Annotated in this window: 18 protein-coding genes, 2 rRNA genes and 1 riboswitch (1 of these 21 running past the window's edge); of the genes, 4 read left to right on the top strand and 16 right to left on the bottom strand. The window is 38.1% G+C overall.

Translation table 11 applies throughout. The features are described from left to right. Positions 1 to 10: 10 nt before the first annotated feature. Entirely contained in the window at positions 11 to 2260 is a 2250-nt protein-coding gene (gene pcrA / locus BTOYO_RS15190; RefSeq protein WP_001149618.1) for a DNA helicase PcrA, read from the bottom strand. Continuing rightward, positions 2261 to 2950, bottom strand: coding sequence for a heptaprenylglyceryl phosphate synthase (gene pcrB / locus BTOYO_RS15185; RefSeq protein ID WP_000272083.1), 690 nt, complete (start codon positions 2948 to 2950; stop codon positions 2261 to 2263). A 306-nt stretch (positions 2951 to 3256) separates the two neighbouring features. Here pcrB and BTOYO_RS15180 point away from each other — a divergent pair, with 306 nt between their 5' ends. The 3 genes from BTOYO_RS15180 (at position 3257) to BTOYO_RS15170 (ending at position 4879) form a co-directional block, all read left to right on the top strand. Beyond that, complete coding sequence (locus BTOYO_RS15180) at positions 3257 to 3634, top strand: YgaP family membrane protein (RefSeq protein WP_000812337.1); 378 nt, start codon at positions 3257 to 3259, stop codon at positions 3632 to 3634. 218 nt (positions 3635 to 3852) lie between these two features. Continuing rightward, positions 3853 to 4698: an SPFH domain-containing protein gene (locus tag BTOYO_RS15175; protein ID WP_000660691.1), complete on the top strand. Its 846-nt coding sequence runs from the start codon at positions 3853 to 3855 to the stop codon at positions 4696 to 4698. A gap of 16 nt (positions 4699 to 4714) precedes the next feature. Then, positions 4715 to 4879: a type II toxin-antitoxin system antitoxin gene (locus tag BTOYO_RS15170; RefSeq protein WP_001085171.1), complete on the top strand. Its 165-nt coding sequence runs from the start codon at positions 4715 to 4717 to the stop codon at positions 4877 to 4879. A 36-nt stretch (positions 4880 to 4915) separates the two neighbouring features. Here BTOYO_RS15170 and purD read toward each other — a convergent pair whose 3' ends face one another. The 12 genes from purD to purE form a co-directional block, all read right to left on the bottom strand. Then, positions 4916 to 6187, bottom strand: coding sequence for a phosphoribosylamine--glycine ligase (purD, locus tag BTOYO_RS15165; protein WP_001101935.1), 1272 nt, complete (start codon positions 6185 to 6187; stop codon positions 4916 to 4918). Positions 6188 to 6410: 223 nt separating this feature from the next. After that, positions 6411 to 7946: a bifunctional phosphoribosylaminoimidazolecarboxamide formyltransferase/IMP cyclohydrolase gene (gene purH, locus BTOYO_RS15160; protein WP_000745414.1), complete on the bottom strand. Its 1536-nt coding sequence runs from the start codon at positions 7944 to 7946 to the stop codon at positions 6411 to 6413. A gap of 24 nt (positions 7947 to 7970) precedes the next feature. Next, positions 7971 to 8558: a phosphoribosylglycinamide formyltransferase gene (purN, locus tag BTOYO_RS15155; protein ID WP_000088570.1), complete on the bottom strand. Its 588-nt coding sequence runs from the start codon at positions 8556 to 8558 to the stop codon at positions 7971 to 7973. Beyond that, positions 8555 to 9595 carry a phosphoribosylformylglycinamidine cyclo-ligase gene (gene purM / locus BTOYO_RS15150; protein ID WP_001262428.1) on the bottom strand — a complete coding sequence of 347 codons (1041 nt, stop codon included), beginning with the start codon at positions 9593 to 9595 and terminating at the stop codon, positions 8555 to 8557. Before purM ends, purN begins: the two co-directional genes overlap by 4 nt. Before the next feature lie 104 nt (positions 9596 to 9699). Then, positions 9700 to 11115, bottom strand: a complete 1416-nt coding sequence (purF, locus tag BTOYO_RS15145; protein WP_000879031.1) for an amidophosphoribosyltransferase — start codon at positions 11113 to 11115, stop codon at positions 9700 to 9702. Beyond that, positions 11100 to 13319: a phosphoribosylformylglycinamidine synthase II gene (purL, locus tag BTOYO_RS15140; RefSeq protein ID WP_000055550.1), complete on the bottom strand. Its 2220-nt coding sequence runs from the start codon at positions 13317 to 13319 to the stop codon at positions 11100 to 11102. The genes purF and purL overlap by 16 nt, the downstream gene beginning before the upstream one ends. Continuing rightward, on the bottom strand, positions 13303 to 13986 hold the full coding sequence (purQ, locus tag BTOYO_RS15135; protein ID WP_000666769.1) for a phosphoribosylformylglycinamidine synthase subunit PurQ: 684 nt from the start codon (positions 13984 to 13986) through the stop codon (positions 13303 to 13305). The genes purL and purQ overlap by 17 nt, the downstream gene beginning before the upstream one ends. After that, the gene (gene purS, locus BTOYO_RS15130; protein WP_000278820.1) at positions 13983 to 14237 is read right to left on the bottom strand and encodes a phosphoribosylformylglycinamidine synthase subunit PurS; all 255 of its coding nucleotides are present in this window, start codon (positions 14235 to 14237) and stop codon (positions 13983 to 13985) included. The genes purQ and purS overlap by 4 nt, the downstream gene beginning before the upstream one ends. Beyond that, positions 14230 to 14949, bottom strand: a complete 720-nt coding sequence (purC, locus tag BTOYO_RS15125; protein ID WP_001170546.1) for a phosphoribosylaminoimidazolesuccinocarboxamide synthase — start codon at positions 14947 to 14949, stop codon at positions 14230 to 14232. Before purC ends, purS begins: the two co-directional genes overlap by 8 nt. Before the next feature lie 88 nt (positions 14950 to 15037). Continuing rightward, positions 15038 to 16345, bottom strand: a complete 1308-nt coding sequence (gene purB, locus BTOYO_RS15120) for an adenylosuccinate lyase (protein ID WP_000610752.1) — start codon at positions 16343 to 16345, stop codon at positions 15038 to 15040. Continuing rightward, positions 16342 to 17493, bottom strand: a complete 1152-nt coding sequence (gene purK / locus BTOYO_RS15115; RefSeq protein WP_000196786.1) for a 5-(carboxyamino)imidazole ribonucleotide synthase — start codon at positions 17491 to 17493, stop codon at positions 16342 to 16344. Before purK ends, purB begins: the two co-directional genes overlap by 4 nt. Continuing rightward, the gene (gene purE, locus BTOYO_RS15110; protein ID WP_000839361.1) at positions 17490 to 17975 is read right to left on the bottom strand and encodes a 5-(carboxyamino)imidazole ribonucleotide mutase; all 486 of its coding nucleotides are present in this window, start codon (positions 17973 to 17975) and stop codon (positions 17490 to 17492) included. The genes purK and purE overlap by 4 nt, the downstream gene beginning before the upstream one ends. Before the next feature lie 110 nt (positions 17976 to 18085). Beyond that, positions 18086 to 18187, bottom strand: a riboswitch (purine riboswitch). Between the two features lie 299 nt (positions 18188 to 18486). Between purE and BTOYO_RS27975 the strand changes: the two genes are divergently transcribed. After that, positions 18487 to 18753 carry a hypothetical protein gene (locus tag BTOYO_RS27975; RefSeq protein ID WP_000927496.1) on the top strand — a complete coding sequence of 89 codons (267 nt, stop codon included), beginning with the start codon at positions 18487 to 18489 and terminating at the stop codon, positions 18751 to 18753. A gap of 45 nt (positions 18754 to 18798) precedes the next feature. On the opposite strand, the gene rrf is transcribed toward BTOYO_RS27975, so the two are convergent. Next, positions 18799 to 18914 (bottom strand): 5S ribosomal RNA (rrf, locus tag BTOYO_RS15100). Between the two features lie 49 nt (positions 18915 to 18963). Further along, a 23S ribosomal RNA gene (locus tag BTOYO_RS15095) occupies positions 18964 to 19301 on the bottom strand; it runs 2584 nt beyond the window's last position.

The raw sequence follows: 19301 nt of genomic DNA, 5'->3' as shown, positions 1-19301 counted from the left end.
CATTCCTTTCCTATTGTTTCGTCACAGGTGCAAATTTTGCTAATAAACGTTTAACACCAATCGGGCTTGGGAACGCGATATCTAATTCTTTTGAATCACCTTCGCCTTTTACACTTACAACTGTACCGACTCCCCATTTTTGGTGGGAAGCTTTATCGCCTACTGCCCAGCCAATTTGCTCGCCGCCTGTTGTCTTAACAGCCGGACGTACGAAAGCTGAACGAGAGCGTGTTGTTGTTGCCGCAGCTCCTGTCGTTCTTCCTTTTGCACTAAACGAAGTTTCACGCTTCGGCGCTGTTTCATTTAATGGTTCCACCAACTCTGCCGGGATTTCTGTAATAAATCGAGATGCTGCATTCATACTTGTCCTACCAAATAAAGTACGCATTTGCGCATTCGATAAGTATAATTCTTCTTCTGCACGAGTAATACCTACATAAGCAAGGCGACGCTCTTCTTGCATTTCATCTTCTTCCATAAGAGAACGCGTATGCGGGAATATTCCTTCCTCTAAACCAACGATAAAGACTACAGGGAACTCTAGCCCTTTTGCTGAGTGCATCGTCATTAAAATAACTTCTTCACCAGCAGTTGGATCTTCATCTACACGATCAATATCCGCGACAAGAGCTAAGTCTGTTAGGAATGCAACAAGGCTCTTATCTTCACTTTGAGATTCGAACGTTTGCGTAACAGATAAAAACTCATCTAAGTTTTCTAAACGGCCTTCTGCTTCTAAAGAACGCTCATTTTTCAACATCTCGCGATATCCTGTTTTTTCAATGACTTCTTCTACTAATTCTGTAACAGATAAGTACTCTTGCATATTTACCCAGTTGTGTAGTAAACTTGCGAATTCTTTTACTGCCTTTGTAATTTTTGCACTTACACCAACATGCTCAATTTCATCAAATACAGCCGTTAATGAAATTCCGTTTTGCACACCGTAATTAATAATTTTATCGATAGAAGTCGCACCAATCCCGCGCTTCGGCATGTTAATAATACGTGCGAAACTAATCTCATCATCAGGATTCCCAATTAAACGTAAGTACGCCAAAATGTCTTTAATTTCTTTACGGTCGTAGAACTTCGTACCGCCGACAATTTTATAAGGGATATTAGATTTCAGGAAAATCTCCTCAACCATACGAGACTGAGCATTCGTACGATATAATACTGCAAAGTCAGTATATTTTCGGTTACCCATTTGAATATCATCACGAATTTTTTTCGCAACAAAATACGCTTCGTCCTTTTCAGTTGCAGCACGATAATACGAAATTTTGCTCCCAACTTGGTTGTCTGTCCATAATTTTTTCGGTTTACGATTCGTATTTTTTTCAATAACAGCATTGGCTGCATTTAAAATATTTTGTGACGAGCGATAGTTTTGTTCTAACAGAATAACTTGCGCATTCTCATAGTCTTTTTCGAATGACAAAATGTTAGAAATATCCGCACCACGCCAACGATAAATAGACTGATCTGAGTCACCCACAACACAAAGGTTTTTAAAACGTGTTGCTAAATGTTTAACAAGAAGGTACTGTGCTTTGTTCGTATCTTGATACTCATCCACGTGAATATATTGGAACTTGCGCTGATAAAACTCTAGTACTTCTGGAACACGTTCAAATAGCTGAATCGTTGTCATAATTAAATCATCAAAGTCTAATGAGTTATTTTTCAAAAGACGTTTTTGATATTCTGTATATACATCGCTCGTTAATTTTTCATATGGATCAGCGATTGTAATTTTTTTTGCATATTTATCTGCAGATAACAGTTCATTTTTCGCATTACTAATGCCGGCTAAAATAGAGCGCGGCTCAAATTTCTTCGGATCAATATTACGCTCTTTCATAATTTTTTTGACTACAGTTAACTGATCGCCTGAATCTAAGATTGTAAAGTTACGATTAATACCAATACGATCGATATCACGTCGTAAAATACGTACACACATAGAGTGGAACGTAGAAATCCAAATATCTTCTGCTTCTGGTCCGACAAGTGTATCAATACGCTCGCGCATTTCACGAGCAGCCTTATTTGTAAAGGTAATAGCTAGTACATTCCATGGCGCTACACCTTTTTCACCAAGTAAATATGCAATACGATGTGTTAACACACGTGTTTTACCACTACCCGCTCCCGCCATTAATAGTAGCGGTCCATTCGTTGTTTGCACTGCTTTTTGTTGCTGTGGATTTAAACCATTTAATAACTTATCCGTCATACTCATATACGCCTGCACCTACTCTCCTTTTACTGCTTTAACTGTTTTTAACGCCGATTTTATATCATCATAAATAACATTTCCAACAACTACTGTATCGGCATACTGCGCTACTTCTTTCGCTTGTTCTGCATTAGAAATGCCACCGCCATAATATAAATTAGCTTGTTTCAATTCTGCTTTTACATTTTTAACAAGTTCAATATCTCCATACGTACCGCTATATTCTAAATAGAATATCGGTAAATGTAATAGCTTGTCTGCTAAACGCGCGTATGCAATAACGTCATCTTCTGTTAAATCACATTTTGCATCTGTAAGCTGGGCTACTTTCGCTTCAGGATTTAAAACACAATACCCTTCCATGAAAATTTCGTCCCAGTCCATAATATCCCCAAATTCTTTCAATGCCTCGTGATGAACACCTGTTACCCATTCTACTTTTCGGCTATTTAATACGCTTGGGATGTAATAAAAATCAAAGCCTGGTGTGATTGCTTCCACATCAGAAACCTCTAACACGCAAGGAACTGCATATCTACGAATGCTAACTAGCATGTGTAATACGTTATCAATTGTAACTCCATCACTTCCGCCTACAATAACAGCATCGGTTCCAGACTCACAAATCATTTCTAAATGTTCATCGCTTAACTCCTTATTTGGATCAAGCTTAAATACATGTTTCCATCCGGAAATATCGTACATGAAAACACCCTTTCTTTTCTCTAGTTATATCTATGTCTGTTCAAAATAACAGTTAATTTGCATCAGGATTTTTTAAAATTCCTTTTAAATCTCCTCTTCCCTATTTGTTCAAAAAGAGGATCTAGTTTTAAACTTCTTTTTGTGCATTCTTTCATTATAACAAAAAAAGCTACTTACACACACGCCCATTCCAACATCTTTTTTAACGTCAAATGTTGGATTACATATCACAAAAATCACATGGAATACTAATAAAAGAAATAGTATTTGCTATTTCGAAGTTCATCAAAAAGGAGTGTTTTTCAAATGAAGCAAAACATCGGTACAATAAACGCTCTAATTCGAATTACACTCGGACTTATCCTCTTCGGTTGTAGTACAGCGAAACTCGTACGCAAACCGTGGTGCACTTGGTCTAAAGTTTTACTATGGATTGGTGCCATGAAAATTGCAGAGGGGATTGTTCGTTTCTGCCCTATTGCTGAAGTATGTAAATTTGGAAAATACATGAGTATGGGCGCATTTAAAATGCCTAGCATGAATTTTACTGAAAAAGGACATGCTAAAGAAGAAGTGAATCAAACTTCTACCCATGACAAACCAAAGTCAAATGGAAGTTACGACTCTTCTGACAAAGAGATTGAGTCAGCGATTGAAGAAATAATCCTGGCCAAACCGCTTTGAATCATTTGTCACGATGCAAGATGCTCTCAAAGGGACTTAGCTGCTGCAGTGGGCGGTTAAGTCCTCTTTATTTTACCACAAAACAGAACATACATTCTTTTTTCATCCCTAACACGTACATAAAAGATACCAAATAAAAAAATTCAGAAAATTAGGTGTGAACCCCTTGCTTAAAATGATATAAAAATGATATCATTTTTATATCAGGAGGCGATCATATGAAAGAAAAACAAGTATTTTATGTAAATGGGTTTCTGGGTGTTATTGGAATTTTAGTTTTAGCCGCTATCGGTGTATTTTGCCTTGTACAAGAAATGTTTGTAATAGCTATTTTAGCTCTCATATTAGCATCTGTTTTGGCTACAGGCATCGGTATCGTTCAACCGAATCAAGCGAAAGTTATTACGTTCTTCGGTAATTATTTAGGAACAATTCGTCAAAACGGTTTATTTTTAACAATTCCATTTGCATTCCGTCAAACTGTATCTTTACGTGTTGAAAACTTTAATAGTAAGAAATTAAAAGTAAATGATATTGAAGGAAATCCAATTGAAATTGCAGCTGTTATCGTATATAAAGTGGTTGATTCTGCAAAAGCAATGTTTGGTGTTGAGCATTACGATCGATTCGTAGAAATCCAAAGTGAAACAGCAATCCGCCACGTTGCAACAAAATATCCTTACGATAATTTCCAAGATGAAACTTGTATTACGTTACGTGGAAATACTGAGGAAATTTCAGAAGAGCTAAAACGCGAATTAGAAGCGCGTCTTGAAATCGCTGGTGTAGAAGTATTAGAAACTCGTTTAACGCATTTAGCTTACGCAACAGAAATTGCCCATGCAATGCTACAACGTCAACAAGCAAAAGCAGTGTTGGCTGCTAGAAAAGAGATTGTTGAAGGTGCTGTGAAGATGGCCAAAGATTCAATCCATATGTTAGATGAAGAAGGCGTACTGGAACTCGATGACGAGCGTAAAGCAAATATGGTAAATAACTTATTGGTTGCCATCGTTTCAGATAAAGGTGCGCAACCAGTTATTAATACAGGAAGCCTATATTAATAGGTTGTAAATAATAATGGCTAAAAAGAAAAGCTTTCCATTACGTATTGATCCTGAATTACACGCAGTCATCGAAAAATGGGCGAATGATGAGTTTCGTAGCGTCAATGCACACATCGAGTATTTACTTCGAGAAATGGCAAAGCAAAAAGGAAAATTGAAAAAAGATAAAGATGCATAAAAATCCCGCTGATTTCTCAGCGGGATTTTTTATACATTAACTTCTCGTCATCTCATGCCCAATTGCACGATATCCTATATCACTTCGATAAAATAGACCATCACTCTCAATTTTACCGATTTCTTTATATACTTTATCTTTTGCTTCTTGTAAACTATTCGCCTTGCAAGCAACAAATAATACACGGCCACCATTTGTTACAAAATCACCGTGTTTCATTACTGTCCCCGCATGGAAAACAATCACATCTTGCAATGTATCTAATCCGTTAATAACTTCACCTTTTTTATACGCTTCTGGATATCCTTTAGAAGCAAGTACAACACCGATAACAGCATCTTCTGACCATTGTAAAGTTAGTTCACTTTCATCTAACACAGCGTTGCATACATCAACTAAATCATTCTCTAAGCGAGGTAATACAACTTCCGTTTCAGGATCACCAAAGCGAGCATTAAATTCAATTACCTTTGGACCATCATTTGTTAAAATAAGCCCTGCATATAAAATACCTGTAAACGAACGATTTTCTTGGATCATCGCTTTAGCAGTTGGGTGTAATACTGTTTCAATCGCCTCTTGAACTGCTGATTCTGGAATTTGTGGTACTGGAGAATATGCGCCCATTCCACCTGTATTAGGACCCTTATCGCCATCAAAAGCTCGTTTATGGTCTTGAGCAATTACCATCGGATGTACAGTTGTTCCATTTACAAATGCCATCAATGAAAATTCTTGTCCATCTAAAAACTCTTCAATAACGACCTTCTTACTTGCCACGCCGAATTTCACATCTTGTAGCATTTCTTTCACAGCTTGTAATGCCTCTTCAAGCGTCATTGCTACCGTTACACCTTTACCAGCAGCTAATCCATCAGCTTTAACAACAATTGGCGCACCAACTTTTTGAATGTACTTTACTGCTTCATCATAGTCTGTAAAAGTTTCGTATGCAGCAGTTGGTATATTATACTTTTTCATCAACTCTTTCGTAAAAGCTTTACTGCCTTCAATAACAGCAGCCGCTTTATTCGGACCAAATACGCGAAGTCCTTCTTCTTTAAAACGATCAACAATTCCATTCATAAGCGGAATTTCTGGCCCAACGAAAGTTAATTCAACATTATTCTCTTTGGCAAATAAAACTAATGCATCAAAATCATTTTCATCAATATCAACTGGTATTGCAACATCTCGCATACCTTCATTACCTGGTGCTACATACACCTTCTCCACCTTTTCAGATTGTGCAAACTTCCAAGCTAAAGCATGCTCACGCCCACCGCGGCCAATTACTAAAACATTCATATTTCATCCCCCAATAATTAAATAGGTACAAACTAGAAGCTATGCTCCTAGTTTGCTTTTTCATATCAATAGAAGTTTAAAAGGGAGGATCGAGAGAACCGAGCAGGTCGAGGCGCATTTTCCAAGAGGATACGGAGTATAGTTTTCCTACATGAGTACCGCACTGGCATTGCAACGACGACATGCGAAGATTATCTCGACCGGACCTTTTAGACATCCTCTATTAGTGTTTGAAATGACGTACGCCAGTGAACACCATCGTAATCCCATACTTATCTGCCACTTTAATAGAATCCTCATCACGAATTGATCCACCTGGTTGGATAATTGCTGTAATACCAGCTTTTGCTGCTTCTTCTACTGTATCTGGCATTGGGAAGAAAGCATCAGATGCAAGTGCGCTACCTTGTGCTTTTTCGCCAGCTTGTGTAATTGCAATTTTTGCAGAGCCTACACGGTTCATCTGTCCCGCGCCTACACCAACCGTCATGTTATCATTCGCTAAAACAATTGCATTTGATTTCACATGTTTTACAACTTTCCAAGCTAGTTTTAAATCTTTCCACTCTTGCTCTGATGGTTCACGTTTCGTTGGAATTGAAATTGTGTTCTCATCTAATGATAACGTATCTTCCTCTTGAACAAGAAGACCACCTTGTACAGAAGTTAGTTTTTTGCTTGCACTTGTCGCTTTTTCAATATTTACAGTTAGTAAGCGTAAGTTCTTCTTGCTTTGCAACACTTCTAAAGCTTCTTGCGAGAACGAAGGAGCGATAACAATTTCTAAGAAAATTTCGTGTAACTTTTCTGCTGTAGCTTTATCAATTTCACGATTTGCTGCAATAATACCGCCGAAGATTGATACTGGATCCGCTTCATAAGCACGAGTATATGCCTCGTGAATATCAGTTCCTACTCCAACGCCACATGGATTCATATGTTTTACCGCTACTACTGCTGGTTCTGTAAATTCTTTTACGATGCTAAGCGCTGCGTCTGCATCATTAATATTGTTATAAGATAATTCCTTACCATGTAATTGTTCTGCATATGCAACAGAAGAAGTTGCAGCAAATGGTGCTTTATAGAAAGTAGCCTTTTGATGTGGGTTCTCTCCATAACGTAAGTCTTGCTTTTTCTCAAACGTCACAGTTAACGTTTCTGGACTTTCTTCACCCATTTGTTCTGTTAAGTAGTTAGAAATTAACGCATCATATGCCGCTGTATGACGGAATACTTTCGCTGCTAATTTACGTTTCGTCTCTTCTTTTACTTCGCCGTTCTCTTTCAGTTCTGCTAATACAACATCATAATCTACTGGATCTACGATTACCGATACAAATTTATGATTTTTCGCAGCAGAGCGAATCATTGTTGGGCCACCAATATCAATATTTTCAATTGCATCAGCAAATGTTACATCAGGCTTAGCGATTGTTTCTTTAAATGGGTATAAGTTAACAACAACAAAGTCAATTGGTTGAATGCCTAATTCATTCATTTGCGCTACATGTGTTTCATTATCACGAACTGCTAATAGACCACCATGAATATTTGGATGTAATGTTTTTACACGGCCATCCATAATTTCTGGGAAACCAGTTACTTCAGAAATACCGATTACTTGTAAACCATTTTCTTCTAGTAATTTTTTCGTACCACCTGTTGAAATAACTTCAATCCCTTGTTCTAGTAAACCTTTAACAAATTCTACTACTCCTGTTTTATCTGAAACACTTACTAATGCACGCTTTTTCATTTATCCTTCACCCCTGGTTGTATGTTAGTTAACAGTTGGTTCTTTCACAGACTGAACAATTTGATTCACTGTATTTACGTATAATTTATGTTCAACTTGTTGAATTTTCTTTTGTAAGCTTTCTCTCGTATCACCTTCAGAAACAACTACTGCTTCTTGCGCAATAATTGGACCTGTATCCATACCTGCATCTACATAATGAATTGTTACTCCAGTTACTTTCACACCTGCTTCTAACGCTTGACCGACAGCATCTTTCCCTGGGAAACTCGGTAGTAGTGATGGATGAATGTTAATAATCTTCCCGCCATATGCTTCTAGTAAAGTTGGCCCAATTAAACGCATATATCCAGCTAAAATAACATAATCAATTTCATACTCTTCTAGCTTCTTTAATATTTCTTTTTCAAATGCTTCTTTTGACTCATATGCTTTCGCTGAAAAAGCGAAACATGGGATATGATGATAATGTGCCCGTCCAATAACGCGTGCTTCTGGTTTATCACATACTAATAAACTAATATCTGCATCCAATCTCTTTTCTTCTACCGCATTAACGAGAGATTGAAAGTTAGATCCGCTTCCAGAAGCAAAAACTGCTAATCTACTCATAGTGCTGTGCCCCCATTGAAGGTAACGCCATCCCCTTGTACAGTACGACCAATAATACGAGCTGTTTCTCCTTGCTCTTCAAGAAGACGAACAATATCTTTTGCATCTTCTTCCCTTACCGCTACTACCATACCAATACCCATGTTAAAAATATTGAACATTTCTTTCTCTTCTAGTTTCCCAACTTCTTGAAGCAAATTGAAAATCGGCTGAATTTCCCAAGATCCAAGTTCAATCTCAGCACCAATTCCTTCTGGCAACATACGTGGAATATTTTCAATGAATCCACCACCTGTAATATGAGCCATACCGTACACTTCATGTTTTTTCAATAGTTCTAAAATAGGTTTGACATAAATTTTCGTTGGTTTTAATAACTCCTCACCAAGAGGTAGTTCTAAGCGTCCATAAATGCGATCTAAAGATAGTTCTCCATCTTCTAGTAACACTTTTCGTACTAAAGAGTAACCATTACTATGAATACCGCTAGATGCTAAGCCAATTAATACGTGACCAGCTTCAATCTTTTCACCTGTTACAATTTTCTTTTTATCAACAATCCCAACTGTAAAACCAGCTAAATCGTATTCTTCCGTAGAATACATTCCTGGCATTTCAGCTGTTTCCCCACCAATTAATGCACAACCAGCTTGGCGACAGCCCTCTGATATACCTTTGACGATGTTTTCAATTTTACTAGGTTCAGCTTTACCACAAGCAATATAATCAAGGAAGAAAAGCGGCTCTGCCCCTTGGACAACAATATCATTTACACACATCGCTACTGCATCAATACCAATTGTGTCATGTTTATCTGCCATAAAAGCGAGCATCAATTTTGTTCCCACGCCATCTGTTCCAGATACTAATACAGGTTCTTCTAATGCAAATTTTGATAGATCAAACATACCTCCAAAACCGCCTAAACCGCCTAGTACTTCTTTTCTCATTGTTGTTTGTACGTGTTTTTTCATGCGAGATACCGCTTCATATCCAGCTTCAATATCTACTCCTGCTTGCTTATATGCATTCGCCATCGTTATTTACACCTCGTCTTTTAATTTCTCCCCATCCAGGGCGGCCGTTTTTAAGAAAGAAGCTAGCTTCTACATCAAAAGAAGTAGAAGCTTTTTTCACTTTCTTATTTCATACTTTCTAAAAGCTCTTGCTCATAATCATAAAGAGCTGTTGGATAGTCTCCATTGAAGTAAGCCATACATAGGCCGCCATATTTCCCTTCATATGGACGTCCAATTGCATCTACTAATCCATCTTCACTTAAAAATGTTAAAGAATCCGCTCCGATCATTTCACGGATTTCTTCTACTGTATTATTTGCTGCAATTAATTCTTTTCTCGTTTGAATATCAATACCATAGAAACATGGATATTTTAGAGGCGGTGAAGCAATTCTTACATGAACCTCTGTCGCTCCAGCTTCACGAAGCATACGAACAATTCGTTTGCTTGTCGTTCCTCTTACGATAGAGTCGTCAATCATAACAACTCGTTTCCCCTCAACTACACCTCTTACTGCGGAAAGCTTCATCTTTACCCCTTGCTCTCGCAGTTCTTGAGAAGGTTGAATAAACGTACGTCCAACGTAACGATTTTTAATTAATCCTAACTCATATGGAATACCTGTCGCCTCAGCATAACCGATCGCAGCTGAAATACTAGAATCTGGTACACCAGTAACAACATCAGCTTCAATAGGAGCTTCTGCCGCTAAACGTTTCCCCATGTTTTTACGTGCTGCGTGGACATTAATACCAGCGATATTAGAATCCGGACGCGCAAAGTAAATGTACTCCATACTACAAATTGCATGATCTACTTCATTTGTAAAACGATCTACGTGAATTCCTTCATCATTGATGATAAGTAATTCACCCGGTTCTACATCACGAATGTATGTTGCACCTACTACATCGAAAGCACATGTTTCTGATGCTACAACGTAAGCATCACCCATCTTTCCAATTGAAAGAGGACGGAACCCATTCGGATCTAGCGCAACAATCATTTCATTCCCAGTTAGTAAAAGGTATGCAAACGCACCTTTCACTTTATTTAGTGCCTCTTTTACACTTTCAATTAAAGAATCTTTCGTACTACGCTTAATAAGATGTAAAAGTACTTCTGTATCTGAACTCGTTTGAAAAATACTTCCCTCTGCCTCTAATTCGCGGCGAAGCATTTTTGCATTAATTAAATTTCCGTTATGAGCTAATGCCATACTATGATCAGAAAAACGGAATAATAATGGTTGAACGTTAGCTACTTCACTTCCACCAGCCGTCGCGTATCGTACGTGTCCGATTGCTGATTTTCCGTTCAATCCTTCTAGCTCACCTCTTGAGAACACTTCCGATATTAAACCTAATCCCTTGTGACCGACGATTTTTTCCCCATTATTTACAACAATGCCTGCGCCCTCTTGCCCACGGTGCTGCAAACTGTGCAATCCGTAGTACGAAACTTGTGCCGCATTTTCATGCCCCCAAATTCCAAAGACGCCACATTCTTCATTTAACCCCTTTATTTCAGCAAGCATGGGATTGCCCCTTTCCAAGCCTGTCTCATTTCATCTACATTTGCTGTAAGTAATACTTCATTTTCTTCATTATGAATTGTTACCTCATTTGTATCTGTCACTGCTCCAACTTGAATTGCTTCGACGACTTTCTCGAACGCTTCTTTGTTTTCACGTTTTACAGTTAGAACGAAGCGAGATTGTGATTCCGCAAATAATACCGCCGTTGCTTCACCGTCTAATTTCACAGTAGCACCTAAACCGTTAGCACCAATTGCACTTTCAGAAATTGCAACTGCTAAACCACCTTCAGCAACATCATGTGCCGATTGAACAAGGCCAGCTTGAATTGCTTCTAATACTTGTTTTTGGCGTTTTAATTCTACATCTAGATCGATACTTGGTGATTGGCCGAAAATTTTGCCGTGGACCATTTTCTGTAATTCACTTCCACCAAATTCAGCTTTCGTCTCTCCAATTACGTACACTAAATCGCCAGCTTGCTTAAATTCTTGTGTTGTTACATGTTTTAAATCATGGACAAGACCAACCATCCCAACAGTCGGTGTTGGATATACCGCTTCACCACTACGCTCGTTATACATCGATACGTTTCCGCCAATAACTGGCGTTTGTAATGTGCGACAAGCTTCACTCATACCATCTACCGATTTCTCAATTTGCCAGAAGATTTCCAGTTTTTCTGGGTTACCAAAGTTTAAGCAATCTGTAATTGCAAGTGGCTCTCCACCAGAACATACGATATTACGCGCTGCCTCTGCTACTGCAATTTTACCGCCCGTTTCTGGATCTAAGTAAATATAGCGAGAGTTACAATCTGTCGTCATTGCTAATCCTTTTTCTGTACCGCGTACACGTACAACCGCTGCATCTGAACCTGGTGTAACAACTGTGCTTGTGCGTACTTGATAATCATATTGATCATATACCCACTCTTTACTTGCAATTGTCGGTTGTTGTAGTAAAGCGAATAACGTTTCTTTATAATCTTCTACTTGCGGTGTTTCCACTTTCATCTGCTGGAACTCAGCAAAGTATGCTGCTTCTTTTGATGGTTTATGATAAATTGGCGCTTCTTCTGCAAGAGCATCTGCTGGTACTTCAGCTACCATTTCACCTTTATGGAATAAGCGAAGCATTTTGTCTTCCGTTACTTTCCCCATCGTAACTGCTGCAAGACCATACTTCTCAAATAAATCTACTATTTCTTGCTCTCTACCTTTTTTGATAACAATTAACATACGCTCTTGTGATTCAGATAGCATCATTTCATATGGTGTCATTCCCGTTTCACGCTGTGGTACATCATCTAAGTACATTTCAATACCCATACCTGCTTTACTTGCCATTTCTGCAGAAGATGAAGTTAAACCAGCAGCTCCCATATCTTGAATTCCAACAAGTGCATCAGACTGAATAAGTTCTAAACATGCTTCGATAAGAAGTTTCTCCATAAATGGATCTCCTACTTGAACTGCCGGACGTTTCGCTTCTGAGCTTTCAGATAGTTCTTCAGATGCGAATGTTGCACCGTGAATACCGTCACGACCAGTTGATGCTCCTACGTACATTACTGTATTGCCAGCACCGTGTGCTTGCCCTTTTTTAATATCCTCGTGGTTAATTAAACCTACGCACATTGCATTTACAAGTGGATTTCCTTCGTAACATGGATCGAATTGTACTTCGCCACCAACAGTAGGAATACCGATGCAGTTACCGTATCCTGCGATTCCTGCTACTACTTCTTCAAATAAATATTTCACACGTGGTGATTGTAGTTCACCGAAGCGAAGTGAGTTTAATAGAGCTACTGGACGTGCTCCCATAGAGAATACGTCACGGATAATACCACCAACGCCTGTTGCTGCTCCTTGATATGGTTCAATAGCAGAAGGATGGTTATGGCTTTCCATTTTAAATACAACCGCTTGATTATCACCGATATCTACAATTCCAGCGCCTTCTCCAGGGCCTTGCAGGACACGCTCACCTGTTGTTGGGAACTTGCGAAGAACTGGTTTTGAATTTTTATAACTACAATGTTCAGACCACATTACAGAGAATAAACCTGTTTCTGTATAATTCGGCAAACGGCCTAGAATCTTTTCAACCATGGCAAACTCTTCGTCTGTTAGCCCCATTTCCGCATATATACGCTCTTCTTTAATTTGTGTTGGATTTGGTTCAAGCATTAACGACATATGTTTCCCTCCACTGTTTTAAGATAGATTGAAAGACTTTTAACCCTTCAGCACCACCAAGCAATTCATCTACAGCACGCTCTGGGTGTGGCATCATACCAAGTACATTTCCCTTTTCATTTACAATACCAGCAATATCTGAAACGCTACCATTCGGATTTTCTACATAACGGAATGCGATTTGATTATTCTTTTCTAATTGTTTAAGAGTTACTTCATCACAATAGTAATTCCCTTCACCATGTGCAATTGGAATATTGATTACTTCATCTTTTTCATATTGTGATGTAAACATCGTTTCGTTATTTTCAACACGTAACTGAACCGTGCGACACATAAATTTTAAGTTTTCGTTTCTTATTAGTGCTCCTGGTAGTAATCCTGATTCAACAAGAATCTGGAATCCATTACACACTCCTAAAATTGGTTTTCCTTGCTCAGCAGCTTTTTGCACTGCTTTCATTGCGTTAGCAAAGCGAGAAATAGCACCACAACGTAAATAGTCACCGTAAGAGAATCCACCAGGTAGTAAAATTGCATCATATTCATCTAAATTCTCTTTATCGTGCCAAACGTAATCTACTTCTTCACCAAGCTCATCTTTAATTGCATGGAACATATCGACATCACAGTTCGAACCCGGAAATACTATTACGGCAAATTTCACTGTGCGACAACCTCCTCAACTTCATAACGGAAGTCTTCCATTACAACGTTTGCTAATAATTTTTCACACATTTCCTTTACCTTTGCGTCAAGGTCAGATACAGATTTATCAATTGTTAGTTCCATGTACTTTCCGATTCGAACATCCTGTACTTCTGTAAATGAAAGACTATGAAGTGCCCCTTTTACTGCTGTTCCTTGTGGATCTAATACGCTTTCTCTTAACGTTACATATACCTTAACTTTATACATGTGAAATTCCCCCTAAACGTTTTAAAATCTCTTCATAAGCTTCTGTTAAATTTCCAAGATCGCGACGGAATACGTCTTTATCAAACTTTTCATTGCTCGTTTCATCCCATAAACGGCAAGTATCTGGTGAGATCTCATCCGCTAATATGATTTCTCCTTCTTCCGTTACACCAAACTCTAATTTAAAATCTACTAATCTTACACGACAGCTTGCGAAATGCTCAATCAATACTTGATTGATTTGTAGAGCCATATCTCGTAATACGCTTACTTGCTCTGGTGACGCAACATTTAATACACGAATATGATCTTCCGTTACAAGCGGATCTCCTAAATCATCATCTTTGAAGTAAAATTCTACGATTGGTTCTGCAAGTACAGTTCCCTCTTCCATTCCTAATCGCTTTGAAAGGCTTCCTGCAATTACATTTCTTGTGACAACTTCTAAAGGAATAATACTCACTTTTTTTACAAGTTGCTCTGTTTCAGATAACTTCTCAACAAAATGTGTTTTTATTCCTACTTCTTGTAACTTTCTGAACAATAAAGTTGTAATCTCATTGTTCAAACGACCTTTTCCTGTAATCGTCTCTTTTTTCTCCCCATTGAAAGCAGTCGCACTATCTTTGTACTCTACCCAAACCATATCTGCTGATTCTGTACGATAAATTCTTTTTGCCTTACCTTCATACAGCAATTCTAGCTTTTGCATTTCGCAAGCCCCCTGTAGTTTGAAAAATGTGAATAATATTTTTATAAAGAATGGCACAGAATGACTCTATTCTGTGCCATATAAAATTTTACGCTTCGTTTAATCCTAGGCGTTCAAAGATTGTATCAACATGTTGCATATGATGCTCATAGTTGAAGCATTCGTTAATTTCCTCTTGCGTTAATTTGCTCGTAATACGCTCATCAGCTTCTACAAGCTCTTTAAATTGTACTTGTGTTTCCCAAGCTTCCATCGCTTTAGGCTGTACGATATCATAAGCTTCTTCACGTACCATACCTTTGTCGATTAGTGTAAGCATTACGCGCTGAGAGTAAATTAAGCCGTATGTTCTTGTCATATTGCGTTTCATATTCTCCGGGTATACAGTTAAGTTTTTAACGATATTACCAAAGCGATTTAACATGTAATTTAATGCGATTGTAGCATCTGGTAGAATTACGCGTTCTGCTGAAGAGTGAGAAATGTCGCGCTCATGCCATAATGGAACATTCTCGTAAGCCGTCATCATATAACCGCGGATAACACGAGCTAAACCAGTCATATTTTCAGATCCAATTGGATTACGTTTATGTGGCATTGCAGAAGAACCTTTTTGACCTTTTGCGAAAGCCTCTTCAACTTCACGTGTTTCACTCTTTTGTAAACCACGAATCTCAACTGCCATCTTTTCAATAGATGTTGCGATTAGCGCAAGTGTTGACATGTAATGTGCATGACGATCACGTTGCAATGTTTGTGTTGAAATTGGTGCCGCTTCTAATCCTAAGTTTTCACAAACAAATTTTTCTACGAATGGATCAATGTTCGCGTATGTACCAACTGCACCAGATAATTTACCAACGCGAACTGTATCCGCAGCTTGTTTGAAACGCTCTACGTTACGTTTCATTTCTTCATACCAAAGACCAAGTTTTAAACCAAATGTCGTTGGCTCTGCATGAACACCGTGCGTTCTTCCCATCATAATCGTGTATTTATGCTCTTTCGCTTTGTTAGCTAAAATGCTAACGAAGTTTTCTAAGTCTTTTAACAAGATTTCATTTGCTTGTTTTAAGATGTAAGATAAAGCTGTATCTACTACGTCTGTAGATGTTAAACCGTAATGAACCCATTTGCGTTCTTCACCTAATGTTGGTGTTTCTGATACAGCACGAGTGAAAGCAACTACGTCATGACGTGTTTCTTTTTCAATTTCATAAATACGATCAATATCAAATGATGCATGCTCACGAATTTTTTTAACATCTTCTTTTGGAATATCGCCAAGCTCAGCCCATGCTTCACAAGCTAAAATCTCAACTTCTAACCATGCTTTAAATTTATTCTCTTCCGTCCAAATAGCACCCATTTCAGGGCGTGTATAACGATTAATCATCTTTTTCCCTCCAACAGTTGTTCTTGATGGTCCCAAATATGCAAACTCTTCGCTTTTTCTAGAGCGACTTCAATATTATCATTTAAAATATTAACATGCCCCATTTTTCGCTGCGCTTTTGCTTCTTCTTTTCCATACAAGTGTAAATAGCACCCGGTTAATCTATTCACTTGTCCTAGGACCCCTTCTATATGTTCGCCTAAAATGTTTACCATGACAACTGGTTTTAACAAATTTGTTTCTCCAAGAGGTAAATTACAGATTGCTCGAATATGTTGACCAAATTGACTCGTTTCACATGCATCCTGTGTATAGTGTCCTGAATTGTGAGGTCTTGGTGCTAATTCATTAATGTAAATCTCACCATTAGCTGTAGCAAACATCTCTACCGCTAGTGTTCCCACAAGTTCTAATTCATCCGCAAGTACCTTTGCGTAAGCAATTGCTTTTTGAGAAAGTTCTTCTGTAATGCGAGCTGGAACGATAGATTCATGTAAAATGTTATTCACATGAATATTTTCCGCTACTGGAAACACTTTCGTTTCACCACTTACACTACGAATGACAATAGCTGATACTTCTTTTTCAAAAGGCACCCATTTTTCTAGAATGCATTCTGCTTCATTCGCAAGATTTCGTGCCTTCTCAACATCAGCTTCACTTCTTAAAACAACTTGCCCTTTCCCATCATATCCACCTGTCGTTGTTTTTAAGACGGAAGGATATGATAACTCAGCAATCGCTTTAGTAAGCTGCTCTTGATTTTGAACTAATCTATACGTCGCTACCGGTAACCCGGCTTTTTCAATTGCATTCTTTTCTGTAAAACGATTTTGCGTTTTATTTAACAACTGACTACCTTGTGGTAAGTAAGCATGTTTTTCAAGCCATTGTAAACATCTATAATCAATATTCTCAAATTCATATGTGACAACATCACTTATCTCTGCTAAATGCTGAATTGCTTTTAAATCGTCATATGGTGCAACAATTTCAACATCAGCAACTTGTGCACATGGTGAATGCTTTGTAGGATCTAAAACAGCAATTTTATATCCCATCTCCTTAGCTGCCAATGCCATCATTCTTCCAAGCTGGCCGCCTCCAATAATGCCGATTGTTTTTCCAGGTAAAATGATTCTCGTCATACTAGCTCACTACCTTCACGCACATCTTTTTCAATCGCTTCTCGTCTCAATTCCAATGCATCATGTATATCATCATGGAATGATCCAAGTATTTGTGCAGCAAGTAATCCAGCATTTGTTGAACCAGCTTTACCAATTGCAACAGTTGCAACTGGAACCCCTCCTGGCATTTGGACGATGGATAATAATGAATCTAATCCGTTTAACGCTTTTGATTGAACTGGAACGCCAATTACAGGAAGATTTGTCTTCGCTGCAACCATTCCTGGTAAATGCGCTGCTCCACCAGCTCCAGCAATAATAACTTTCAATCCACGTTCACGAGCCGTCTCTGCATATTCAAACATATAATCCGGAGTCCGATGAGCGGATACAACTTTTTTCTCATACGGTATATTTAATTCATCTAAAATGTCACAAGCAAATTTCATTGTTTCCCAGTCTGACGTACTTCCCATTATGACTCCAACTAGTGATTTCATATTAGAATCCCCCCGATTCAAATAAAAAAAGCCTGAAATAGAACAGTTTCTCTTTTACTATGAGAGAAAGCGCTCTACTCAGGCATACGTATCCCTTGTGAATAGAAAAATACCGAGTGACTTTCCCTCATAGTCTAACGAATAACGGTCGTTAGGTAGAGACTTGCAGGCCATATCCCCGCGATTATATGAGGTCTTATATATTATTGTTTCTATGGCTATATTAACAATATTTTATAAACAATGTCAATAAATAATCGAATGTTTTTTTACTAGTTACCAATAACGTTCGTGTTTTAGTTATATTCAAAAGAAGAATTGCAACTATATGCAAGAAGGAAAGGGAATTAGAATATATATTTCTAGAGATCTATTTTACGTACAATTGTTTATATGGTACTTCAGTACATTTTAATAAAAGTATATAAACTCTTATTCTCTATACATCAATAGAACTTATATTATAGCGATTTAATTTTTAGGGGGAGAATAACCGTGAAAAAAAATAACTATGCTATTATCTTATTTATTTTTCTCTATCGCAGTAATTGCTATAATGATTGAATACTTATTTATATCATCCCATTTTTTCTACTCTCATTTTTTAAAATATATACTTATAATAGAAATAATGTTTCCTGTTCTTAAGTATTATTTTAGGGCAGTCGGAAAATCAGGAACACCAAAAATCATTGCCATTATTTTAAACAGTCTCTATTTCATTCTTTTTTCATTTTTGGCGTTATTAAATTTATGGATTATGACATTTGGTAAATAAAAATAAACACAAAAAAGACGAGTCATTCTGACTCGTCTTAAGCTTGCTTGGCGACGTCCTACTCTCACAGGGACAAGGTCCCAACTACCATCGGCGCTAGAGAGCTTAACTTCCGTGTTCGGTATGGGAACGGGTGTGACCTCTCTGCCATCATCACCAAACTATGAAGGCATATTCCTTCAAAACTAGATAACATTTGCTACATATTATATGGTTAAGTCCTCGATCTATTAGTATTCGTCAGCTCCACATGTCACCATGCTTCCACCTCGAACCTATCAACCTGATCATCTTTCAGGGATCTTACTAGCTTACGCTATGGGAAATCTCATCTTGAGGGGGGCTTCATGCTTAGATGCTTTCAGCACTTATCCCTTCCGCACATAGCTACCCAGCTATGCCCTTGGCAGAACAACTGGTACACCAGCGGTGCGTCCATCCCGGTCCTCTCGTACTAAGGACAGCTCCTCTCAAATTTCCTACGCCCACGACGGATAGGGACCGAACTGTCTCACGACGTTCTGAACCCAGCTCGCGTACCGCTTTAA

Source organism: Bacillus toyonensis BCT-7112, from assembly GCF_000496285.1.
GTDB classification, from domain to species: domain Bacteria; phylum Bacillota; class Bacilli; order Bacillales; family Bacillaceae_G; genus Bacillus_A; species Bacillus_A toyonensis.
This window is presented reverse-complemented; position numbering and strand designations above follow the sequence as displayed.